Raw genomic sequence first — 23,005 nt, forward strand, 5'->3', positions numbered from 1 at the left:
GATATACGTTGCCTAATTTATTCATTGGCTAATTTTATCTACAGTCTCGATCAGGATAGAGAGAAAATCCTGCATTTTTACCATCTGGGAGTGCCCATACAGAAAATCATCTCAACACATCTTGGTTATGGAGTTTGAAGTCCAATGGTACGAAAACGTACGCTAAGGAAGGTTCCCTTTGGGAAGCATATTATATTTTATACGCTTCCAGCTAGAAGCCTTCTTTTTTGTCAATGGTAATTCTGAGGCAGTAATTTGAATGAGCTTCGTTAGCCACTCACTTTCATCCCATATTTCCCCCGAAATTAATAAATATGGTTTTGCGCCAGCGTATGGATGCCCTTCAATATAATTAGTAATAAAAGCCTTGCCTGCCTTGGTTGGTTTAACAAACAGCTGATCATCACAAACTAAAGCTATTACTTTATCGTCACAGTAAATGGCATATTCCCCAAACATTTTTTTGCATAAACTGTTCCTGCATTTGTAATTTGCTCAAGAATAAAATCAACAGTGCTTTGTTTAGAAGACATTACAAATTCCTAGGCCAATAAGGGTGAACATAGTTCGACTAAAGTGCCGTCTGCACAACGAATATAAGATACTATTTGTCCCCAAGGTTTTTCTATGGATTCTAGGAGAGGCGTCGCGCCTACGGCTACAGCATGAGCATGTGCCTGAATAACCGAGTCAGTAATTAAGGCAATTTCCACCCCCAAGTGGTTTAATAGATTAGTCGGCAGCTATGTAGCCACTAGAAAGATGGTTTGATCCTAAATCGTGAGAAGCAAAAGCCTGGATGGCTTCACCTGTTTCTAATTCTCCATAACCAGATTCATGAATGAAACGAGTGTTTAAACCAAATGCCTCTTCGAAAAAAGACAACGATCTCCAGCTTGTTCGATAAGCCGAATGCGCCTAGCTTCGTGTAATTTGTTATCTTTCAGTTTATCTAGAATAACGGCAATCTTTAATTGAGATTTGAGATTTGAGATTTGAGATTTGAGATTTGAGATTGATAATAATATCGCTTCAGCGCCCAGGCTTGTAATTGAGCGTGATTTAACTTTCCATTTTACAGTAGTAATTGAAAAGGATGACGATGATGATGCCTTTCTGTCAAAATCGCAAAAATTTCTTTTAACCAGGCTTCTCTCGACATGATAATCTTATCTCCATGCCATCTTCAGCAACTTGCCAGCCGTGTTGCTCTATTTCAAAACGCGCTTTACTGTCTGGTAACCATAAAATGTGGTCTCATTACCTACCAATAACATGGAAACGCGGGCTATATTTGCTTGACTTCGTGCTCTTGCTGATGGCTTTTAGATTGGCCACGCCGAATTAACACAAACGAAATGATAAAAGCCGTTGTAAGGATACAGGCTGTAACCAACATCATATGGCCCAAAGATCTAGTGAAAGCATCTCGCACCAGTTCTATCCCGGCTTCCTGAGAAATTCCACCTGATTTGCCGAAATCAGCTAAAGGCGTTGTCAAACTAACAACCCCGGCTTTTATACGACTGAGGCCATGAGAGGAAATAGTCATATGGAGCCCGTCTACAACGGTCTTGAGATCACTACCAATAAATAGATTTATCAAGACAGGCGTAATCGCGATACCGAGACTTGTCCATAACTTCTCTGCAACACCAATGGTTGCCGCGACTCGACCAGCAATATCTTTGGGAACAGCATTCAACGCGACAATTTGAGCGACGACATCAACAGCCGGCGCGGCAGTATTGGTTAGTAAAAGCAGAGGGAGGATGAACCACCAAATGCTGGAATTCGGCTCCAGAAAAAAGCCCAGTGTCAATACAGAAGCAATCACGCTTAACGCCGCGACTGTCAGTGGGATTAAACTGCCAATTTTGCTAACCAGATACCCAGTAATGAGTCCTGCAGGAAGCCCCCCAATCGACCCTACCATAAGAAGAAGGCCTATAGTAGAAACCGACCTACCCTGAACCGCTTGCAGATAGACAAGTAAATAGAAAAACGGCCCAAGGGTCAAATAAAAGCCAATACACTTCGCAAAAAGCGCGCCGGTCACGACCGGGTTTTTGAACAAGGAAAAGTCAATCATCGGGTCAGCGCGGTTGGTTTCTACTTTCCAAAAACCAAGAGCGCTCACAACACCGACAATGACGGCGCTAATCGCAATCCATCCAAACCCACTGGTTGGAGCCTGTAACAATGTATACTGAAGGCTGATGATAAAAATCGCGAAAAGCAAGGTTCCTGGAATATCCAACCGTTTCAAAGACAGCGGGTTATCCTCAATATCGTGACGTTGAGATGCAATCACAAATAGAAAAGAGCCCACAATCAAAAACGGGAGCATGATGAAAAAGATCCAGCGCCAACCTAAATGCGACATCAACCATTCAGTAGTATAAGGCGCTAAAAATGTACAAAGCGCAAGACCGCTACTTAATACACCGATAGCAAATCCACGTTGTTCCAACGAAAATCGCTTGCGAATCATGGCATAAGTCGCAGGTATAATGAGTGCTATCCCAAACCCTTGTAGAGCCCGTGCCAAAAAAATCCACCAGTCGGCAAACGCCAACCCTGCTGCAAGCGTGGCAATACCATAAAGCAGCGCGCCATACAGCCAGACACGTCGTGTATCGAAAAGATCAGCAACACGACCACACGGAATCAAAAATATAGCGATACAAGATATTTCAATGGTGTTTATCCATTGCGAGGCCGTGAGTGATAGCCCTAAGGATGAGCGAATATGAGGTAAAGCCATGGTCACCGTTACAGCATCGATCACAGCAATCCCGACTGCAAGAGTCATCCCAATGAGTAGAATCCAATTAGCTAGACCCGGGTATTTACTGCCCAAATAAGGAAAATTCTTGTGTTGTTCCATATTTCTTGACTTGTTCGTGACTTCATCATGACCCAATCATGGAATAGGCATCTACGCTTGTCAACCAATTTGCAATTTGCAGTACGGTACGGCCATATTTGACATGATCGTAATAACAAGCCCATAATAAATAACGAAATATGCCTGCCTGGTTACGATAATGACGAAGACCAAAAATCACGAAAATAGCTCTTTGCTTTCCGCTGACCAAGACGTCATATGGCCTCATTATGGAAATGATGCCGGTGGAACGCGTTATAGCACGCTGGATCAAATTAACCGAACCAATGTGAGCCAATTAAAAGAAGCCTGGACATACCATACAGGGGATGTGTCCCATGCCGCGCCAAAAACTGCTTTTGAAGCCACGCCATTAATGGTTAATGATCTTTTATATGTGTGCACCCCTTTTAATCGTGTATTAGCGCTCCACCCTGGTAATGGTACCTTGCAATGGCAATTTGACCCTAAAGTAGACAGACATTATAGCTTAGAGGGCGCGCTTAAATGTCGTGGGCTTGCTTATTGGGAGGGAACATCTACAGATAATGATTCAAACGCTTGTAAAAAACGTATTTTTTCAGGTCTTATGGATGGCCGGTTGGTGGCGCTGGATGCCGACACGGGTATACCCTGTATTGACTTTGGTGATGCGGGTCAAATCGATACAAACAAAATGCAGAATCATGGCAAGAAAATGCTGGATTTCATCTCCCCGCCTGCTATTTACAAAAATCTGGTGATCATGGGGGCCAGTATCGGGGATAATACGTTTGCAAACAGTGTTAATGGCTTTGTGCGTGCTTTTGATGCCATTACTGGACAACTTGTATGGGAATTTGATCCAATTCCTGAGCATTTAAGAGATAAAACCGGTGCTGCCAATACATGGGCACCAATTTCAGTCGATGCTGAACGCGAGCTTATTTATATTGCCACCTCAAGCCCTAGCCCTGATTATTACGGCGCGGCTCGCACTGAAGATATTCCCTATGCGAATGCTACGGTCGCATTAGATGCCAACACCGGAAAACCACGTTGGCACTATCAAATAGTACACCATGATCTTTGGGATTATGACCTGCCTGCACAGCCATCTTTAATAGAAGTTAAACGAAATGGTGAAACCATTCCAGCTGTTGTGCAATCCACCAAAACAGGGTTTTTATTTGTCTTTCATCGAGAAACGGGAGAGCCTCTTTTTCCGATCGAAGAAAGACCGGTGCCAGCCAGCGACGTTCCTGGTGAACGCACAAGCCCTACTCAGCCCTACCCTACGCATCCAAAACCCTACGCTGCACAAAAATTAACTGCTGACGATGCCTGGGGGATGATGTTCATCGATCGCTGCCTGTGTAAAAAGGCCATCAAAGCACTCAAAAATAAAGGCATGTTCACCCCGCCCAGTCTCGAGGGATCATTACAATTTCCGGGTTTTGCTGGAGGCTCGAATTGGGGTGGTATCGCCTATGATGCAGAAAGACAATGGGTCATTATAAACTCCATGAACGTCGCCGCAAAGGTCAAATTAGTTCCTGTCTCTCAAGATAAAAAACAAATGCAGACCAACAACTATGGGGAATTGGAACTGACCCATGACGCACCTTATAGCATGTCACGCGGTATAATTATGTCTATCTTTGGTGCCCCATGCTCCCCTCCACCCTGGGGGCAACTTACTGCCTATAATATCAATACAGGTGATATCGTTTGGCAAATCCCTTTTGGTCGCGTAAAAAAAGGGCCTTTTAAAACTTTACGTCGCTGGGGTTCCCCCAATATTGGTGGACCAATCATTACCAAAGGCAATCTATTATTTATAGGGGCAACACTGGACCATGAGTTTCATGCATATGACATTGAAACGGGTAAAGAATTATGGACCGGACATCTTCCTGCGCCAGCAGTTGCAACCCCGATGACCTATACTTGGAACGGGAGGCAATACATTGTTATTGCTGCTGGCGGGCATGGTGTTTTTAATACAAAGTTGAGTGATACGCTGATAGCCTATGCCTTGCCCGCATAGTAAAGACAGATTTTAAAAAGGAGGACGCTATGTTATGGCAGAAACCAACCATGATTGAAACTTGCTTGGCCATGGAAATAAATTGCTATGCTTTAAGCAACCTGCAATCATTCTGTGAGCTTAAGGCACCTATACATGACGCGGATCAACGCCTGCAAAAAAAACAAATGACAACTGCACGCGGCATATTGGCACAAAATTCCAAATGCTCTTAATAAAAATTTTAGGCGCGGCGGCTGGCGGTGGCTATCCTCAGTGGAATTGCCGCTGTGACGTTTGTCAGGGCGCATGGCGTGATCTGAAACGCCAAAACACACAATCCAGCATTGCTTTTTCAGTGGATAATAATAACTGGTATCTTGGCAATGCCTCACCAGATATCCGACAGCAAATCCTGGCGACGCCTGCGCTGCATCCTTTACCAGGACGCCAATCTCCTATTCGAGGCGTTTTTTTAACCAATGCAGATTTGGATCATATGCTTGGCCTTTTAATGCTGCGGGAAGAAACGCCATGGTCCTTATTTGCAACAAAAACGGTCTTGAATCTGATCGCTCAGAACGCACTATTTGAAGTCCTTAATCCCAAGTGGATTGAACGTATTCCCTTGATATTTCAAGCGCCTGTTGAATTAGGTCATTTAACAGTACACGCCTTTCCTGTCGCGGGTAAACCACCCTTGTATTTATCCGCCGCACCCCGATTAAAAGAATATAATCTGGGCTTACAAATCATAGATAAAGTCTCTCAAAAAAAACTGGTCTATATTCCTGGCTGTGGCAAACTTACCCCCGCTTTATTGACGCTGATTGAAGACGCGGATTGCTTATTGTTTGATGGTACCCTCTGGGAAAACAATGAGTTGATAGTCCGTACGGGTCGAAATAAAACAGGAACAGCAATGGCGCATCTTCCCATTGCAGGTAAAAATGGATCATTGCATGCCTTACGGTTTTTCAAAAAACCTAAATATTATATTCATATAAATAACAGCAACCCGTTATGGTTACCAGACAGTAAAGCGCGTTTTGAAATAGAGCAACACGGCTGGCAAATTGCCGAAGATGGCATGGAGATAAGATTATGATGTCGAGAGAAGCTTGGTTAAAAGAAATTTTTGCCATTTTGACAGAAAGGTATCATCATCGTCATCCTTTTCAAATACTACTGCAAAATGGAAAGTTAAATCACGCTCAATTACAAGCCTGGGCGCTGAATCGATATTATTATCAATCTCAAATCCCAATCAAAGATGCCATTATTCTAGACAAACTGAAAGATAACAAATTACACGCAGCTTGGCGCATTCGGCTTATCGAACAAGCTGGAGATAACACACAGCCAGGTGGTATAGAACGATGGTTATATCTTACCACGGCATTGAATCTACCACGTGACTATGTACAAAGCTGCACAGGCCTTTTACCTGCAACACGTTTTGCTGTAAACAGTTACATCCATTTTGTAAAAAATGCCTCCATCCTATCGGCCATTGCGTCTTCCTTAACCGAAATGAGCGCCCGACAATTGATTGAAGTTCGCATGAAGGGCATGATAACGCATTATGATTTTATCGATGAACAAACACTCAGCTACTTTTCGGAACGGTTAAAACAAAACGATGGCAAATCCACCGTCGCGATGAACTATATTATGAAACATGCCAAGACGGTGGAACAAGTAGAGGCCGTTTTACATGCCGTGCAATTTAAATGTGACGTGCTGTGGTCACAATCAGATGCTCTCTATGCAGCCTATGTAGAGCCTGGCCTGATCCCACCCGGCGCTTTTGATCCACTGGTACAACCCAACAGCAAATTTCAACTTCCTTCTGGCATCGTGTTAGAGGTACCTTTTAAACGATTACAAGGCCCTGAGCGTAGTTTTGAGCTCAGTGATACAGCTTTCATTTTCGTCAAAGCGCTAGATGGTAAACGCTCACTTTCCGATATACTGTCGGATTTATACCACCATTATCCCAATCAAAAAAAGCGCATTCAGCAAGATGTCTTTTCCCTTTGCCAAACATTATTAAACCAAGGATTCATTCGCGCATGCTAGCCTTCCCCAAAGGAATTCTACTGGAGCTGACTCATCGCTGCCCCCTGCACTGCCCTTATTGCTCAAATCCTATTGAGTTGATACGCAAAGCTCAAGAACTCTCTGCCGACATCTGGTTGTCTGTAATTGAACAAGCCGCGCAATTATCGGTTCAGCAGCTGCACTTCTCCGGTGGAGAGCCGCTGTTGTACCCGAATATTTTACACCTGTTACAAAAAGCAAGTGATCTGGGTGTCTATGCAAATCTAATCACCTCGGGCATCAATCTCACGAGCACCGTTGCAAAAAATTTAAAAAAAACCGGCATTCCACATGTTCAATTAAGTATACAAGGGCCTGGTACCGCATATGATTTGACCTTATCAGGCTACAAAAAAGCGTTTGAACATAAATCGCGGGCTGTGAGCGCGCTATTAACAGAAAATATTTCCGTGACAATTAATTGGGTGATGTGCAGACAAAATATAGACGCTTTACCGGAGGTACTGGCACAAGTGTTAGATTGGGGAGTACCCAGACTTGAGCTCGCGATGACACAGTATCATGGCTGGGCACATCTGAATCGAGCAGCCCTATTTCCCACCGCCGAGCAAGTCCATAAAGCCGAGCAAGAAATCATCCGGGCGCAAAAAAAACATCGGGGTCATCTAGTCATTGACTATGTTCCCAGCGATTATGCGCTCTCTATCCCTAAACCCTGCATGGGTGGATGGGGGCAAAAATTAATGGTTATCAACCCGCAAGGTGAAGTTCTTCCGTGTCATATGGCAAAATTACTGCCGCTCACCTTTGAAAACGTGCATGAAAAGACGCTACTCGACATTTGGCAACACTCTTCTGCCTTTAATCAGTATCGAGGCACCGATTGGATGCCAATGCCTTGTAAAACATGTCCTCAAAAAACAATCGATTGGGGCGGGTGTCGCTGCCAAGCCTTCGCGCTCACCGGAGATGCGAGTGCAACCGACCCTGTGTGTCGTTACGCGCCAACTCATGCGCTTACCCAAATAGCCAACCTGGCGTCACCAACACAACTGCCACAATTTAGAGGCCAGCATTTCCGAAAAAAAAAATTATAAGCCCCAGTGCTAAAGATCGCGGCAAACGCCACGATCTTTAGCACTAGGCCTTATATACCCGTAATCTTTCAAAATGCGTGATTTATGCTTTTTCTTTTTCGCCCTGCCGCATTTTAAAAAACTCGCAAGGGAATGAGCCATTACTCGCTTTTTAAAATGCGGCAGGACAAAAAATAAAGGCGCCTAAAAACACGCATTTTGAAAGAATACGGGTATATAGGGTTTCATATTTTTTACTGGATAATATGTAAACCTAATATTGCTGTTCTTCCATTGTTCATCCTGGTTGGTTGCTAAAAAAAATTACTTCCTGCCGGATCATCGTTATTTTTCCATAAGATAATCCGCTGCTACCAGCCACTCACAAAAAACAATTTAAAAATAAATCCTGCTATTTGATGGTAATCCAAAGGAAATTCGGAAAAAAATCGTTGTATTCTACGGTACCTTGACGCTTGGAGGGCGTCACTGAATATAACACAAGCCAATTGGTTTAAATTAACTGTACGCGTAGCAAGCAATGCAAGCAACATAGTTATAAAACATGTCATTCTCGCCTTGTTCCAGCCAAAATACATATTTAAACTATCCTTCAACTCGCTGATACACTCCATATAACCTCCTGTTGACGATCGAGATTATATGATTTTCATTCTATGGCAGCGAGTTATCTTAAGTTACTTCAGTGCCAAACCAGAAATGGTTGCCAGCCTGCGCGGGCATGACCGGATTTTTTGTCATGTACAGAGCAACATCCCAACAAAACAATGCGTACGGCACTTGCTCCAGTTAAAATAGGCGTTTAATATTGCTGCAAGCGCTAAGTTTATCTTTTAATTCTCTAAAAACCGGGCACGGGCACGTATTAGCTCAGTGGTTTTTGTCCGGTACGAAGAAGAATTGCTATCAGCAATTGAATTTTTTTGCAAAAAGGCTTAATATTTGACCTAAATTTTTAGCCCTAAGACCATGAGTAAAAAAGTTATTATTATAGGGATTGCCGGCCCTTCAGCTTCCGGTAAAAGCTTATTAGCCAATACCATTGTCAATGAGTTGGGTTCTGATCAAGTTGTCGTTATTTCTGAAGATTCTTATTATAAAGACAACAGCCATCTTCCTCTTGAAGAACGCGATAAAATCAATTATGACCACCCTGATGCGTTTGACCATGCGTTATTGCATGACCATTTACGTCGATTGCAACAAGGCGAATCGGTAGAAATTCCAATCTATTCTCATTCAAAGCACATACGCATGCCAGAAACACGCTTTATTGGCAGCCATGCCATTATTGTGCTCGAAGGTATTTTGCTATTCAGTGATAAAGCATTGCGAGAAATTATGGATATACGCATCTTTATGTCCGCGCCGCTAGATGTCTGCTTAAGTCGTCGTTTAAAGCGGGATGTGGTGGAGCGTCATCGATCCTTTGAGTCTGTTTTACTGCAATATGAGACGACCGTTCGTCCCATGTATTTGCAATTTATTGAACCTTCAAGTCGATATGCTGATCTTATCGTTCCCCGAGGTGGAGAGAACCGTATTGCCATCGACATGATCCAAGCCAAAATGCGAGAATTGCTTGCCAAACACACCAATTGACTCAAGAGGAGAAAATCATGGGATTTTTAAAAGGCAAAAAGGCGCTCATCGTTGGATTAGCCAGCAATCGATCGATTGCTTATGGTATTGCCAAAGCGTTTCATGAGCAAGGTGCGGAGTTAGCGTTCACCTATCAAAACGACAAGCTGAAAGAACGCGTAGAAAAAATGGCTTCTGAGTTTAACTCAAATTTGACTTTTCCTTGTGATGTAGCGAGCGATGATGAAATCAAATTAGCTTTCCAACAATTAAACCAGCACTGGGATAAAGTGGACATTTTAGTACACTCCGTTGCATTTGCTCCAGCGGATCAAATCAGTGGCGATTACATAGAAAATGCAACTCGCGAAGGATTTAAAATCGCGCATGATATCAGTGCTTATAGCTTAGTTGCACTAGCAAAAGCCGCTATGCCTATGATGAACGATACCCACGGCTCAATCATTACCTTGAGCTATTACGGCGCAGAAAAGGCTGTACCAAATTACAATGTAATGGGAATAGCGAAAGCTAGCTTAGAAGCCTCCGTTCGTTACCTCGCTTCAAGCTTAGGCTCCAGAGGCATTCGAGTGAATGCAATTTCAGCAGGGCCAATTAAAACTTTAGCGGCAGCTGGAATTAAAGATTTTAGAAAAATTCAAAGCGCTTACGCAAACGTCACACCGTTGCAACGAAATATTACTGCTGAAGAAGTTGGTAATGCCGCTGCATTCTTGTGCTCAGACTTAGCTTCAGGAATTACCGGTGAGGTTGTGCACGTTGACGCTGGCTACCACGCTGTTGCAATGGCCGATTTAGCTGAATGACATTATTACACGTCAAAATTTAGCCTTGGAAAATGATTTTCCAAGGCAATTATCCACTTTATCCCCATGAGACTGTAGATAATTAAAGTAATCAGCGTTAAATAAAAATTATCATAACCTAGTCGCCTGTGGAGATTCAATGTTAGGTTGAGATTGGTTTACTATAGTTTCTCTTGAACTAAAAAAACCCAACTTACGGCTTAATATACCGCTGGGACCACAACCACATACTTTTAAATGCGCTGTCTGAGTCGATAGAGTAGCTTTTACAGTTTCTGATGGTTGTTGATTCGCTTGTTCTTCCGATATTTTCGGCAGAGGTAAGATCAAATCACCGGTTTGATTATCTTTATAGCTATACTCATAAGCTAGGCACCCCATAGACAAGACACATGGTATTGTCAAACCACACCCCCCCACTTTCTCAGTAGTAACTGAATACGGTTCATCATCAAACATACTAAAATTGCCTAGACCAGGACTAAAACTGTCTAATAATGATGGTTGAGAATTAATAACATTATCAAAGATTCCACCTTGGGTTATGGGTTCGTGATGGTTCCCTGGAAATACGTATTGACCATATTCTACATAGGGAAATCCACATGAAAAAATGTTACAACAGACATCAAATGTGAACCCAGATGTTTTCTTTACAGCTTGTTTCAGTGGCATATTTACTCCTAGTTTTCACAAATTAGAACGAGATGAACAGGTTACAACTCGTAGTCTAATTATTAGACGACCTATGTTCAATAGACGCATCTCTCAAGAAAACACGCAATAAGCACTGCGTACACCCTAGGCCATGATGAGACAACGGCTCGTCCCAAGGTAAACATCTTGGAGAATGGGACGTTGCCTACTAATGATGAACAATTTCAGCTTTCTTTAGCAAACCACTAACGTATAAGTCATAATCCAATACACCATAACTTGCTTCTAATTGCTGTGTAATACTGGCTTCCTGTTCAGGATCAAGCTGGCTCATTTGGCCATCATGCACCGCGTTAAGTTTTACGACTGCAAAACTGCCATCGTTAATTGGCTGCCCGATAAAGCTGCTGGGACTGGCTATGCTAAAGGCGAGCTCATTAATTGGTTGTGCTGCTAGATCAGAATCTCGCATTGCTGATTTAACCGTGACCCACTTTAAACGATGCTCCGATAATAAATCCCTAGCATCTTTGCCCTCCTTGAATGCATCAAGAATTTTCTTACCCAACTCACTGGCCTTAGTCTGAGCTTTGGATTTGACTAAATGATTAATAATTTGATCTTTGACTTCGGTTAAAGGTTTTTCCTGCGCAGGGATGTGGCGGTTAGCACGAAGAACCACCACTGTATCATTATCCAATTGAACTGGTTCACTGTTATTTCCAAGCTCAAGTACATCGTGACTGAATGCCGCATTGATGACTTGTTTATTCTCCGTTAGTGCGTTATCACCGCCTGATTTGGGAAAAGGTTTAGTATACTTAATCGTTAATCCTAATTCTTCAGCCGCGGGTTTCAGTGAATCAGGGGATTGGTAAGCCAAGTCGGTTAGTTGTTCCAATCGCTGCGCATATTCCGCTTGTATCCGTTCGGCAGCAAGCTGTTCTTTAATATCTTGCTTAACTTGGTCAAATGGCTTAATGGCAGCTGGTTTGTACTCGATTAATCTTAAAATTTCATAACCGAATTGCGTTTCAATAGGTTCAGATATTTGTCCAGGCTTGGTAAGTTTCAAGAGATCCTTATCTAGCTCAGTTTGCCCGGCTGTGATCCAAGGCATCTCCCCATGTTTAGCGACAGAAACTTTATCATCAGATACGCTCTTTACTTTTTCTGAAAATAAGGCTGGATTTACTTTAAGCTCCTGATGTGTTTGAAGTGCTTTCTGTTTCGCAACCGCTCGCTCTTCAGTAGAAGCTGATTCTGGCAGGGCGATTAAGATGTGCGCGACTCGCCATTGTGCTGGAGTTAAGAAGTTATTTGGATTGGCTTCGTAATATTGTTTTATCTGTTCGTTTGATACCGTAACTCGATTACGAATATCATTCATAGAAAGTTCAAGGTATGCAATTGACACTTGTTCAGGCGATAAAAATTCATTTTGATGAGCTTGATAGTACGCCTTAACCTCTTGTTCCGTGATGGATTTAGTATCCGCAAATTGAGCTACAGGGATCGTAAGATACTGATAATCTCTGGTTTGCATGTACAATTTTACAAACCGCTCTACTTCGCTGGGTAAAGCAAACGCTGTTCCAATTAGCGCAAAGCGTTGCTGATTCAGTAGCATCCCTTGGCGAACTTCTTGCTGAAACGATTCAGGCGTAAACAACGCTCCACTGATAGCTTGTTGAAAACGATTAGCCGAAAAATGGCCATCTTCCTGGAATTGAGGAATATTTAAAATGGCTGCATTGGCTTGAGCGGGTGTAACCTCAAATCCATACTTTCTCGCATTTTGTAAACTGAGTGTATTAATAATAAGCCCATCAAGGATTTGATTTTTTAATTGATTTTCACCCGATGCAGTGAGTTGTGCTGGATCACGCATTTGTCTAATTCGGCGATAGCTTAGTTCAAATTCTTGTTTACTGATTGCTTGCCCATTGACTTCGACTGCGGCAGTGGAAGCGTTGCGAGACTGCAAGTAATAATCAACGCCAAATAAGGCGAACGTCACGGCGATCAATGTAATGACAACCCAAGCTACAATACCTTGAATGCGCTCATTTAACTTCTGCAACATATAGGAGTTCCCTATCGATTAGTTTTTTTTGGCTAAACTGTGATGGTCTAATGAATATTGTTGAATTCCATCTCGGACAAACATACACCTCTATAGCCCAAGTTATCAACTTTAACAAGCGTTTGTTAGATTGTGTTAATCGGTAATTTTCGAACCTCATCGCGTATTAGAACAAGCTAAAAAAAACGCGCCTTTCGGCGCGTTGTGCTGGCGGAGTGGACGGGACTCGAACCCGCGACCCCCGGCGTGACAGGCCGGTATTCTAACCAGCTGAACTACCACTCCAAATCGTGGTGGGTGCTGCAGGGATCGAACCTGCGACCCTCGCCTTGTAAGGGCGATGCTCTCCCAGCTGAGCTAAGCACCCGGGTAATTACGCTTTTTACTTTTGTACAGCTTCTTTTAGTGACTTGCCAGCTTTGAACTTTGCAACACGTGAAGCTTTAATCTGAATTGTTTGTCCGGTCTGCGGGTTACGGCCAGTACGTGCAGAGCGGTTACCAGTTGAGAAAGATCCGAATCCTGGTAATACAACCTGATCGCCTTTCTTCAAGGTATCTGTAACAGTTTCCATAAACAAGTCAAGTACTTTGCTTGCAGTGGCTTTTGTTACACCTGAGCGATTAGCGATAGTTTCAACCAATTCACTTTTATTCATCTTTTCCCCTTAGCTGTTAGTAGTCCATTTCACGGAGCTGATTAAATCAGAAACACCTTATATAGTCAAGCTACTACTTCCTTGAGATCCCGCTCTAGTAGCGGGCAACGAGTGAAATATACCTCTTATTATTAGGCGTGTAAATCCTTATTTTCATTTTTTTTTCGATTTTGTTCAGTAACAACCACTCCAGTTGATGACCTACTGGTCAAAGGGCTAGATTTTAAAGCGATTTGTAAAACTTGCTCTATATTCTTAACCGGATGGATAGTTATTTTTTTTAGAACATTGTCCGGAATTTCGGTTAGATCTTTTTTGTTTTCTTCAGGAATAATCACGTGCTTTATTCCTCCACGATGCGCGGCAAGGAGTTTTTCCTTTAATCCACCAATAGGAAGAACCTGACCTCGTAATGTGATTTCACCAGTCATCGCCACATCGGCTCGTACGGGAATCCCGGTAATGACCGAAACTAAGGCTGTACACATTCCAATACCGGCGCTTGGGCCATCTTTAGGTGTGGCACCTTCAGGGACATGAATATGAAAATCGTGTTTTTCAAAGAAGTCTTCCGGTAAATCAAACAGTTCGGCGCGGCTACGTACTACGGTAAGTGCTGCATGAATCGATTCCTGCATGACCTCTCCGAGCTGGCCTGTATGAATTGTTTTTCCTTTACCTGGCATCCTTGATGATTCTATCGTTAAAAGCTCCCCACCAACACTAGTCCAAGCTAAGCCAGTTACCTGACCTACCTGGTCGTGCTCTTCTGCTAAACCGTAACGGAATTTTTTTACGCCCAAATACTTCTCAATGTTCTTCTTAGTGACATTAATTTTTTTCGATTTTTTATGCGTTAAAATTTCTTTCACAACTTTACGACAAATGGTAGCAATATCACGCTCGAGATTCCGAACACCTGCTTCTCGCGTGTAATGTCGTATAATCTCGTGCACGGCTTCTTCGCGTATATCAATTTCTTCAGTGCTTAATCCATTTAATTTAATTTGCTTGGGTATTAAATAATTTTTAGCAATGTTGACTTTCTCATCCTCTGTATATCCGGCAAGCCGAATAACTTCCATTCGATCTAAAAGAGGAGCTGGAATTTCCAAGGAGTTCGCTGTAGCAATAAACATCACGTCACTCAAATCATAATTAACTTCTAAATAGTGATCGTTAAACGTGTGATTTTGCTCAGGATCTAATACTTCTAACAACGCAGAAGCAGGATCGCCGCGAAAATCCATTGCCATTTTGTCGACTTCATCCAACATAATTAGAGGATTTCTTACCCCGGCTTTACAGAGTTTTTGTATGATTTTCCCAGGCATAGATCCGATGTAGGTACGACGATGCCCACGGATCTCCGCTTCGTCTCGAACCCCACCCAAAGCAATTCTAATGAAGGTACGGCCCGTAGCGTTTGCTATAGATTGACCTAATGACGTTTTACCAACCCCTGGAGGGCCAACTAAGCATAATATAGGTCCTTTTAAGCGTTTGACGCGTTGTTGAACAGCCAAATACTCGATAATACGTTCTTTAACTTTTTCAAGCCCGTAATGGTCTTTATCCAGCATTTTTTCAGCTTTGATCAAATCATATTGAATTTTATTTTTTTTCTTCCATGGGACACTAAGCATCCACTCTAAGTAATTACGAATAACCGTAGCCTCAGCGGACATTGGAGACATAAGTTTGAGTTTATTAAGCTCTGACATGGCTTTGTCTTTGGCTTCCTTCGGCATGCCCGCTTTATTAATAGACTTTTCAATCTGCTCAATTTCGCTGCCCTCTTCGCCAATTTCTCCCAATTCCTTTTGAATAGCTTTAATCTGTTCATTGAGGTAGTACTCGCGCTGACTTTTTTCCATTTGACGCTTAACGCGACCACGCACTCGTTTCTCAACCTGGAGTAAATCAATCTCAGACTCAATGGCAGCCATTAAACGCTCCAATCGAGAACCAATATCTACCGTTTCAAGCAAGTCTTGTTTGTCTTCTACTTTTAAACTCAGATGGGCTGCTATAGTATCCGCTAGGCGTCCAGGCTCTTCTATTCCAGAGATTGAACCAAGAACTTCAGGAGGGATTTTTTTATTAAGCTTGATATACTGTTCAAACTGCGACATTAAAGAGCGCGTTAATATGTCAATTTCTTGCTCTTTTAGCGTTTCGTTCAAATCGGTGATTTCTTCAAGATCGCTGCTAAGATACCCTTCGTGAAGATAATATTGGAGCACTTTCGCGCGCTCTTCCCCCTCCACGAGAACTTTAACGGTTCCATCGGGTAGTTTGAGCAGTTGTAACACACTCGCTATGGTTCCAACATTAAATAAGTCTTTCGGGTTTGGATCATCATTAGCCGATTTTCGTTGAGCTACTAAAAAAATCTTTTTATTATTCAACATGGCGGCTTCTAAGGCTTTGATGGATTTATCACGCCCTACAAAAAGAGGGATTACCATGTGAGGATAGACAACTACATCTCTTAATGGTAAGACGGGAAGATTAGACATCCCTTCGTTATCATTGTCGTTAGGTACCAGCTCATTTTCATTCGACATCTTGATCCCTTATTCAAATGATTAATTTTAGGAAATACTTTATAACATACTTTAGACAATGTCCTAATCTTGCTACTGTCTTTTCGAGCATTGCGAGAACTCAAGGACATTCGTCAGGTTACGTTTTTAAATGCTTAAAAGAAGAATTCTATTATGATGATGAATCCCTCCTGAATTCTTCAAAGATGGTGACGAATAAATCCGTTTATCACTTCTATTTTAATCGCTTAATTTTTTATATCCTCTTAGCCAAGCGTTATAGCCTGGCTACAAGCGTATTTTCGCTAAAGTATAGGTCGATGATGCTTCTAAAGAGGTTATTCCCCGCTGCTTCGCGTAGCCGTTTGTAGAGGCTCTTCGCCTTCATAAATCATGATGGGTTTTCCAGTACTGCTCACCACTGATTCATCGACAACCACTTTACTCACCCCTTCTTGAGAGGGTAATTCATACATGGTGTCCAAAAGTAAATTCTCAAGTATGGAACGCAAACCTCTAGCACCAATTTTACGATCCAAGGCTTTTCTAGCAATAATCCGCAATGCTTCCTCACGAAATTCAAGCTCAACGCCTTCCATTTTAAATAACGCATAAAACTGTTTGGTTAACGCATTCTTTGGTCGACTCAAAATATCTACAAGCGCATCTTCATTGAGTTCATGCAACGTTGTAACCACCGGCAAACGGCCAACAAACTCAGGGATTAAGCCATATTTTACTAAATCTTCTGACTCTAACGCGCTTAACACTTCTTGCAAATCTTCTTTCGCTTTTTTATTTTTTAGCTGGGCAGAAAATCCGATGCTTGATTTATCACTGCGCTCGCGAATAAGTTTTTCAAGACCTGCGAACGCGCCCCCGCAAATAAATAAAATATTTGAGGTATCTACTTGTAAAAACTCTTGTTGCGGGTGTTTGCGACCACCTTGAGGAGGAACGGAAGCAATTGTTCCTTCAATTAACTTTAATAACGCTTGCTGCACCCCTTCGCCAGATACATCTCGCGTGATCGATGGATTATCCGATTTGCGAGAGATTTTATCGATTTCATCGATGTATACAATGCCTTTCTGGGCCTTTTCTACATCGTAATCGCATTTTTGAAGAAGTTTTTGAATGATGTTTTCAACGTCTTCACCTACGTAGCCTGCTTCTGTAAGCGTAGTTGCGTCAGCGATAGTAAAAGGTACATTTAACAATCTTGCCAATGTTTGTGCGAGTAGGGTTTTACCGCTTCCTGTGGGGCCAATCAGCAAAATATTACTTTTTCCAAGTTCAATGCCATCTTGGTTTTTAAATTGCATGCGCTTGTAATGATTGTATACAGCGACCGATAAAACTTTTTTGGCGTGAGACTGACCGATTACATACTCATCCAAAAATTGAGAAATTTCTTTGGGGGTTGGCAAATGTGATTCGGCTTCTTCATGCGCCTCATGAGTCTCTTCACGAATAATGTCATTGCATAATTCAACGCATTCATCACAAACAAAAACCGACGGTCCGGCTATCAACTTCTTTACTTCATGCTGGCTTTTACCACAGAAAGAACAATACAAAATCTTATCCCCATCATTGCCAGAACTTTTAGTCATCTACAAAACCCCTTTTTTATTAAGAAATTGAATTATTCCTTAATAAAATTTTAGCTAATTAGAAATTTATCGCCAGTATAATTCTGGTCGTGAGGGGGTAAAAAATCCGTAAAGACACCCCCTCAAAAACTAAGCGCGTATTGTTAACGCGCTTCTTCTTTTACAGAGTCCGTTCGATCATAAAGCACTTGATCGACCAGACCATATGTTTTTGCCTGTTCTGCATTCATAAAATTATCACGCTCGGTATCTTTCATGATTTGATCAGGTGATTTTTTAGTATGCTTCGCCATAATGCTATTTAAGCGCTCACGAACCGCTAGTGTTTCACGGGCGTGAATTTCAATATCCGTCGCCTGACCGCGGTATCCACCAAGTGGTTGATGGATCATAACACGCGCATTAGGCAGACAATAACGCTTGCCTTCCGCACCGCTGCTCAATAATAACGCAGCAGCACTGGCTGCCTGACCAATGCACAGTGTACTGACATTGGGCTTAATGAATTGCATGGTGTCATAAATCGCCAACCCGGCAGTTACGACCCCGCCTGGTGAATTGATATAAAGAGAAATATCTTTATCTGGGTTTTCGGACTCCAAAAACAAGAGCTGAGCTACCACTAGATTCGCCATATGATCTTCAACTTCACCGAGCAAAAAGATAATACGTTCTTTTAAAAGCCTGGAATAAATATCATAAGAGCGCTCACCTCGTGAGGTTTGCTCAACCACCATTGGCACAAGGCCACTAGCATTTCGAATAATGCGTTCCGATTCTCCCCGCATATTTAAGCTCCTTTCTCTTCACTATCCTTTTTGGGATTCATCACTTCGTCATAAGACATCGTTTTTTTAACGGCTTTAGCGTCTTCTAAGATTTTCTCAGCCACCATTTCTTCCATAACGAGTGCTTCAATTTCAGCCAGATGCTCTTTATTCCCGGTGTACCATGATTTTAGTTCTTCTGGACTGTCATAGGCACTAGCCATTTTATCAATCATAGCGTCTACGCGATCTTTATCAACTGATAATTCATGCTTTTTAACGTATTCTGAAAATAATAACCCTAAATGCACGCGACGTTTTGCTTGTTCTTCAAACATTGAACGTGGGAAATCAGGAATTTTTTCATTGTCGCGATGTTCCGGTCCAAAAATACGATGATACATTTCATGTTTTAAGTGCTTAATTTCCTGGTCCACTAGAGAAGAGGGAATTTCAAACTCGTTTTTTTCTAACAATTTATCGAACGCTTTTTCACGATTCATCGAGCTGATGCGTCGCTCTAGCTCACGCTCCATGTTCTCTTGAATATCCTTCTTTAAAGCTTCGATACCACCTTCTTTAATGTTGAATTTTTCTGCAAACTCGTCATCAAGTTTAGGCAGCTTACCTTCAAAGATGGTTTTAACGGTTATTTTAAACGTAGCTTCTTTGCCAGCCAGATCTTGATGGCCATAATCTTCTGGGAAAGTCACTTTCAGATCAAATTCTTTACCTGGCTCAGCGCTGACAAGCCCTTCCTCAAAACCTGGAATCATTGAGCCAGAACCAAGAACGATTTCAAAATCTTTAGCTTCTCCACCGTCAAAAGGTTCATCACCTAAGAACCCTTTGAAGTCAATCACGACCTTGTCGCCTTTTTCTGCTGGTCGTGATACTTCGTCCCATTCTTTATTCTGTTCACGAAGCTTTTCAATCATATCATTAACGTCTGCTTCTTTGACCTCAGCATCAGCCACTTCAACTTCCGCTTTCTCTAGCTCATTGACTTTAATTTCAGGGTAGACTTCAAATACCGCGCTGTATTGAAAATCTTTTCCAGATTCAAGTTGTTCTGGTTCAATGGTTGGATAGCCTGCAGGAACCAGCTCCTTTTCTTTCAAGGCTTCAAATAACGTCGACTGCACCATATCACGCGCGACTTCTTCGCGAACTGAATCGGAATAACGTTTTTTGACCACATCAAATGGTACCTTACCTGGACGAAAGCCATCAATTTTAACTTTGCGAGCAAGACTTTTGAGACGTTGGCTCACTTCTTCCTCTACTTTTTCGGTTGGTACCGAAATAGTCACTTTACGTTCCAAACCTTTCAAGGTCTCAACAGAAACTTGCATCTAGTCACCTCTTGAAATTATTTATTTTAAAAATGGTGCGAAAGGAGAGACTCGAACTCTCACGGGTTGCCCCACTGGAACCTAAATCCAGCGCGTCTACCAGTTCCGCCACTTTCGCAAACAGGGTGGAATTATTAAACAGTAGTGTTATCTTGTAAAGACTCAAGATAAACCTAATATAGAGAATTTAGACATTTAATTTATAAGGTATTGGGGTGAACGATGGGACTCGAACCCACGACAACCGGGATCACAACCCGGGGCTCTACCAACTGAGCTACGCCCACCATATTAAACACCTGAATACCGCTTGGCGTATGGCACGCCCGGCAGGATTCGAACCTGCTACCCTCGGCTTAGAAGGCCGATGCTCTATCCAGATGAGCTACGGGCGCATTTATGCGATGGCATTATACCATTCCCTTCAATCCGGGTATCAAATTGGTCGGGGTGGAGAGATTCGAACTCCCGACATCCTGCTCCCAAAGCAGGCGCGCTACCAGGCTGCGCTACACCCCGTTGATCCCGTCCCAAGGACAGAGCGCAAATGATACTCTTGAGCGAAAGTAAGGTCAATAAGCTAAGGGTAAATTTTTTTTGAACTTTTCAAATCCTTTAATAATTTTAGAATATTAAAACGTGTTTGTGTCATAAGTTCACGAAAGATTGTATCACTGATGTTCTTTCGCTAGGATTAGACAAACTCTATTCAGGTATAGAATGCCCATGAAAACAAAACTCTTACCTTTGTTCGATACCTTAGACCAGCTTCATAAAAATGCGGAGTATGTGCAATTACCCGATAAGGCTTTTGAATCGGATTTTTTAAAATGTTTAAATTTTTTAAATAGCTACCGCGGCAGTCAAGGGACGTTTAATAGTTACCGTAGAGAAACTGAGCGTTTATTGCAATGGTGCTGGCATATTCGAAGTCTGACCTTAAGTCAACTAAAGCGCGATGATATTGAGCAGTTCATACGCTTTTGCCAAAATCCTCCTCATACTTGGATTAGTTTGAAGAAAGTTCCCCGTTTTATAGAAAAAGATGGGCTTCGAGTTCCTAATCCTCTTTGGCGACCATTTGTGGTAACGCAACCTAAATCTGCGCGCAAGCGGGGAGATAGCCTCTCGCTTGCGCAATTTAATTTATCTCAAGGCGCTGTTTCCGAAATCTTTGCGATTTTAAGTACACTGTTTAATTTTTTAATTGCTGAGGAATATCTGGTTTCAAACCCCGTCGCTTTGATTCGCCAAAAAAGTAAATTTATACGCAAGCGACAGCAAAATGCGCCCATTCGGCGTTTAAGTTTAACCCAGTGGGACGCCGTCTTAACAGCTGTGGAAAAATTGGCCAATGAACAGCCTGAAAAACATGAGCGGACACGATTTATTTTAAGCCTTTTATACGGTATGTATTTACGAATTTCCGAAGTAGTAGCAAGCGATCGCTGGATTCCAACCATGAATGATTTCATGAAGGACAGTAATGGTTCTTGGTGGTTTACAACCGTGGGTAAAGGCAATAAAGAACGACAGATTGCAGTCAGTGAAGCGATGCTCAGCAGTTTAATTCGTTGGCGAACATGGTTAGGCCTCTCCCCTCTTCCCTCTCCGGCTGATAATTCGCCGCTTATTCCTAAGCTTCGAGGCTCAGGCCCGATGAGTGACACGGTTCCTATTAGGCGCCTTGTCCAACAATGTTTTGATTTAGCTGCGGATGAGTTAAGAAAAATAAACGAACATGAAGAAGCGGATAATCTATCAGCCGCCACCGTGCATTGGCTTAGACATACGGGCATATCTGAGGACGTTAAAATTAGACCCCGTGAACATGTTCGGGATGATGCGGGCCATAGTTCAAGCGCAACCACCGATCGCTATATTGATGTCGAATTACAAGAACGCTATCAATCGGCTAAACATAAGCGAATCATCCCCTCAGACTAGGGTCACTGACTTAACAAGAGTGGATTTCTGTCTAAGGTGGAGATGGCCTAAAGATGACAGGCCAAGTAGCCGTGGGTATCCCTGCGCTTGAAAGACTAAACATCCTTAACTTACGTCACCATTGTTCATAACTTTGGATGCAGATTAAGGTTTATAAATCGTTAAAATTATTGCAGCAATAATCCATAAAACCAAGCCGGCTAGAGTAGTGGCTGGTCGAGGGGTGGGAATTTTTCGTTTGATTTCCCAGGCTCTTAGCAACAAAAAAGGAATAATGGCCAGAAAAAACAAGTGCAGAACCTGCACTGAATTTTGCTGTAAGGATAACCATGAAGATAGGGTATGCAATGCATAATGAAATCCCTCCTTACATTGCAATAAGAACCATAACTCAAAAGGCTCATATTGTTCGATTAGCCAAGAAGCCAAGACCAAGGGTAAGAGAAATTTCAAGCCAGGAACAGAGGTTATCCGCTTGTACACACCTGCAAACTCCTGTGAAAAAAACACAAGAATTGAGGTGCTCAGTACAATAAGTCCTAATGTGAGAAACATGCTAACCCTCTATTACGATTGAGAATAAAATTTGATTAAGTCCAAGAATTAGAGCAAGCGACATTTTTGATTAAATATTATACTAAAAATATCGAAAAAAACCAACCATCTACATTAGAAATTTGCTCTGTACATGACAAAAAAACCTGTCATGCCCGCGCAGGCGGGCAACCATTTCTGGTTTGGCACTGAAGTAAATTAAGATAACTCGCTGCCATAGAATGAAAATCATATAATCTCGATCGTCAACAGGGGGTTATATACCCGTAATCTTTCAAAATGCGTGATTTATGCTTTTTCTTTTTCGCCCTGCCGCATTTTAAAAAACTCGCAAGGGAATGAGCCATT

19 protein-coding genes and 6 tRNA genes are annotated in these 23,005 nt (G+C 42.3%); 8 read left to right on the forward strand and 17 right to left on the reverse strand.

Annotated features, from left to right (window positions below; translation table 11 throughout):
* Positions 1-162: 162 nt before the first annotated feature.
* From E1O47_RS05860 to E1O47_RS05870, 3 genes are all read right to left on the reverse strand, one after another.
* Entirely contained in the window at positions 163-459 is a 297-nt protein-coding gene (locus E1O47_RS05860) for a TfoX/Sxy family protein (protein ID WP_242602029.1), read from the reverse strand.
* Positions 460-732: 273 nt separating this feature from the next.
* Positions 733-885 (reverse strand): VOC family protein, encoded by a 153-nt coding sequence (locus tag E1O47_RS12415; protein WP_207384295.1) that lies wholly within the window; start codon positions 883-885, stop codon positions 733-735.
* 403 nt (positions 886-1,288) lie between these two features.
* The gene (locus E1O47_RS05870) at positions 1,289-2,890 is read right to left on the reverse strand and encodes an MFS transporter (protein ID WP_133130337.1); all 1,602 of its coding nucleotides are present in this window, start codon (positions 2,888-2,890) and stop codon (positions 1,289-1,291) included.
* A gap of 160 nt (positions 2,891-3,050) precedes the next feature.
* On the opposite strand from E1O47_RS05870, the gene E1O47_RS05875 reads away from it, so the two are divergent.
* The 7 genes from E1O47_RS05875 (at position 3,051) to E1O47_RS05905 (ending at position 10,467) form a co-directional block, all read left to right on the forward strand.
* Entirely contained in the window at positions 3,051-4,919 is a 1,869-nt protein-coding gene (locus tag E1O47_RS05875) for a pyrroloquinoline quinone-dependent dehydrogenase (RefSeq protein WP_133130338.1), read from the forward strand.
* A gap of 29 nt (positions 4,920-4,948) precedes the next feature.
* Positions 4,949-5,134, forward strand: coding sequence for a pyrroloquinoline quinone precursor peptide PqqA (pqqA, locus tag E1O47_RS12695; RefSeq protein WP_133130339.1), 186 nt, complete (start codon positions 4,949-4,951; stop codon positions 5,132-5,134).
* Positions 5,125-6,006, forward strand: a complete 882-nt coding sequence (gene pqqB, locus E1O47_RS05885) for a pyrroloquinoline quinone biosynthesis protein PqqB (protein ID WP_133130340.1) — start codon at positions 5,125-5,127, stop codon at positions 6,004-6,006. Before pqqA ends, pqqB begins: the two co-directional genes overlap by 10 nt.
* A complete protein-coding gene (gene pqqC, locus E1O47_RS05890) occupies positions 6,003-6,980 on the forward strand; it encodes a pyrroloquinoline-quinone synthase PqqC (RefSeq protein WP_165475045.1) in 978 nt (325 codons plus the stop codon). Before pqqB ends, pqqC begins: the two co-directional genes overlap by 4 nt.
* A complete protein-coding gene (gene pqqE / locus E1O47_RS05895; protein ID WP_133130341.1) occupies positions 6,974-8,059 on the forward strand; it encodes a pyrroloquinoline quinone biosynthesis protein PqqE in 1,086 nt (361 codons plus the stop codon). The genes pqqC and pqqE overlap by 7 nt, the downstream gene beginning before the upstream one ends.
* Before the next feature lie 969 nt (positions 8,060-9,028).
* Positions 9,029-9,661 (forward strand): uridine kinase, encoded by a 633-nt coding sequence (udk, locus tag E1O47_RS05900; RefSeq protein WP_133130342.1) that lies wholly within the window; start codon positions 9,029-9,031, stop codon positions 9,659-9,661.
* Positions 9,662-9,678: 17 nt separating this feature from the next.
* Positions 9,679-10,467: an enoyl-ACP reductase FabI gene (locus tag E1O47_RS05905; protein WP_133130343.1), complete on the forward strand. Its 789-nt coding sequence runs from the start codon at positions 9,679-9,681 to the stop codon at positions 10,465-10,467.
* 111 nt (positions 10,468-10,578) lie between these two features.
* Here the strand turns inward: E1O47_RS05905 and E1O47_RS05910 are convergent, their stop codons facing one another.
* The 13 genes from E1O47_RS05910 to E1O47_RS05970 all read right to left on the reverse strand — a co-directional run bounded on the left by E1O47_RS05910 (position 10,579) and on the right by E1O47_RS05970 (position 20,674).
* Positions 10,579-11,142 carry a hypothetical protein gene (locus tag E1O47_RS05910; RefSeq protein WP_133130344.1) on the reverse strand — a complete coding sequence of 188 codons (564 nt, stop codon included), beginning with the start codon at positions 11,140-11,142 and terminating at the stop codon, positions 10,579-10,581.
* Between the two features lie 190 nt (positions 11,143-11,332).
* Positions 11,333-13,210: a SurA N-terminal domain-containing protein gene (locus E1O47_RS05915; RefSeq protein ID WP_133130345.1), complete on the reverse strand. Its 1,878-nt coding sequence runs from the start codon at positions 13,208-13,210 to the stop codon at positions 11,333-11,335.
* A gap of 208 nt (positions 13,211-13,418) precedes the next feature.
* Positions 13,419-13,495, reverse strand: a tRNA-Asp gene (locus E1O47_RS05920).
* Positions 13,496-13,501: 6 nt separating this feature from the next.
* Positions 13,502-13,577 (reverse strand) — tRNA-Val (locus tag E1O47_RS05925).
* Positions 13,578-13,592: 15 nt separating this feature from the next.
* Positions 13,593-13,868, reverse strand: a complete 276-nt coding sequence (locus tag E1O47_RS05930) for an HU family DNA-binding protein (protein ID WP_133130346.1) — start codon at positions 13,866-13,868, stop codon at positions 13,593-13,595.
* A gap of 131 nt (positions 13,869-13,999) precedes the next feature.
* Positions 14,000-16,438 carry an endopeptidase La gene (lon, locus tag E1O47_RS05935; protein ID WP_133130347.1) on the reverse strand — a complete coding sequence of 813 codons (2,439 nt, stop codon included), beginning with the start codon at positions 16,436-16,438 and terminating at the stop codon, positions 14,000-14,002.
* A gap of 317 nt (positions 16,439-16,755) precedes the next feature.
* Positions 16,756-18,033: an ATP-dependent Clp protease ATP-binding subunit ClpX gene (gene clpX / locus E1O47_RS05940; protein ID WP_133130348.1), complete on the reverse strand. Its 1,278-nt coding sequence runs from the start codon at positions 18,031-18,033 to the stop codon at positions 16,756-16,758.
* 143 nt (positions 18,034-18,176) lie between these two features.
* Positions 18,177-18,821, reverse strand: coding sequence for an ATP-dependent Clp endopeptidase proteolytic subunit ClpP (clpP, locus tag E1O47_RS05945; RefSeq protein ID WP_133130349.1), 645 nt, complete (start codon positions 18,819-18,821; stop codon positions 18,177-18,179).
* A 2-nt stretch (positions 18,822-18,823) separates the two neighbouring features.
* The gene (tig, locus tag E1O47_RS05950) at positions 18,824-20,155 is read right to left on the reverse strand and encodes a trigger factor (protein ID WP_133130350.1); all 1,332 of its coding nucleotides are present in this window, start codon (positions 20,153-20,155) and stop codon (positions 18,824-18,826) included.
* A 33-nt stretch (positions 20,156-20,188) separates the two neighbouring features.
* Positions 20,189-20,273, reverse strand: a tRNA-Leu gene (locus tag E1O47_RS05955).
* A gap of 93 nt (positions 20,274-20,366) precedes the next feature.
* Positions 20,367-20,442, reverse strand: a tRNA-His gene (locus E1O47_RS05960).
* 31 nt (positions 20,443-20,473) lie between these two features.
* A tRNA-Arg gene (locus tag E1O47_RS05965) sits at positions 20,474-20,550 on the reverse strand.
* A gap of 47 nt (positions 20,551-20,597) precedes the next feature.
* A tRNA-Pro gene (locus E1O47_RS05970) sits at positions 20,598-20,674 on the reverse strand.
* Positions 20,675-20,875: 201 nt separating this feature from the next.
* On the opposite strand from E1O47_RS05970, the gene E1O47_RS05975 reads away from it, so the two are divergent.
* On the forward strand, positions 20,876-22,102 hold the full coding sequence (locus E1O47_RS05975; RefSeq protein ID WP_133130351.1) for a tyrosine-type recombinase/integrase: 1,227 nt from the start codon (positions 20,876-20,878) through the stop codon (positions 22,100-22,102).
* Between the two features lie 144 nt (positions 22,103-22,246).
* Here the strand turns inward: E1O47_RS05975 and E1O47_RS05980 are convergent, their stop codons facing one another.
* Complete coding sequence (locus tag E1O47_RS05980; protein WP_133130352.1) at positions 22,247-22,657, reverse strand: hypothetical protein; 411 nt, start codon at positions 22,655-22,657, stop codon at positions 22,247-22,249.
* Positions 22,658-23,005: the final 348 nt, after the last annotated feature.

It is taken from the genome of Legionella yabuuchiae (assembly GCF_900640115.1).
GTDB lineage: Bacteria > Pseudomonadota > Gammaproteobacteria > Legionellales > Legionellaceae > Legionella_A > Legionella_A yabuuchiae.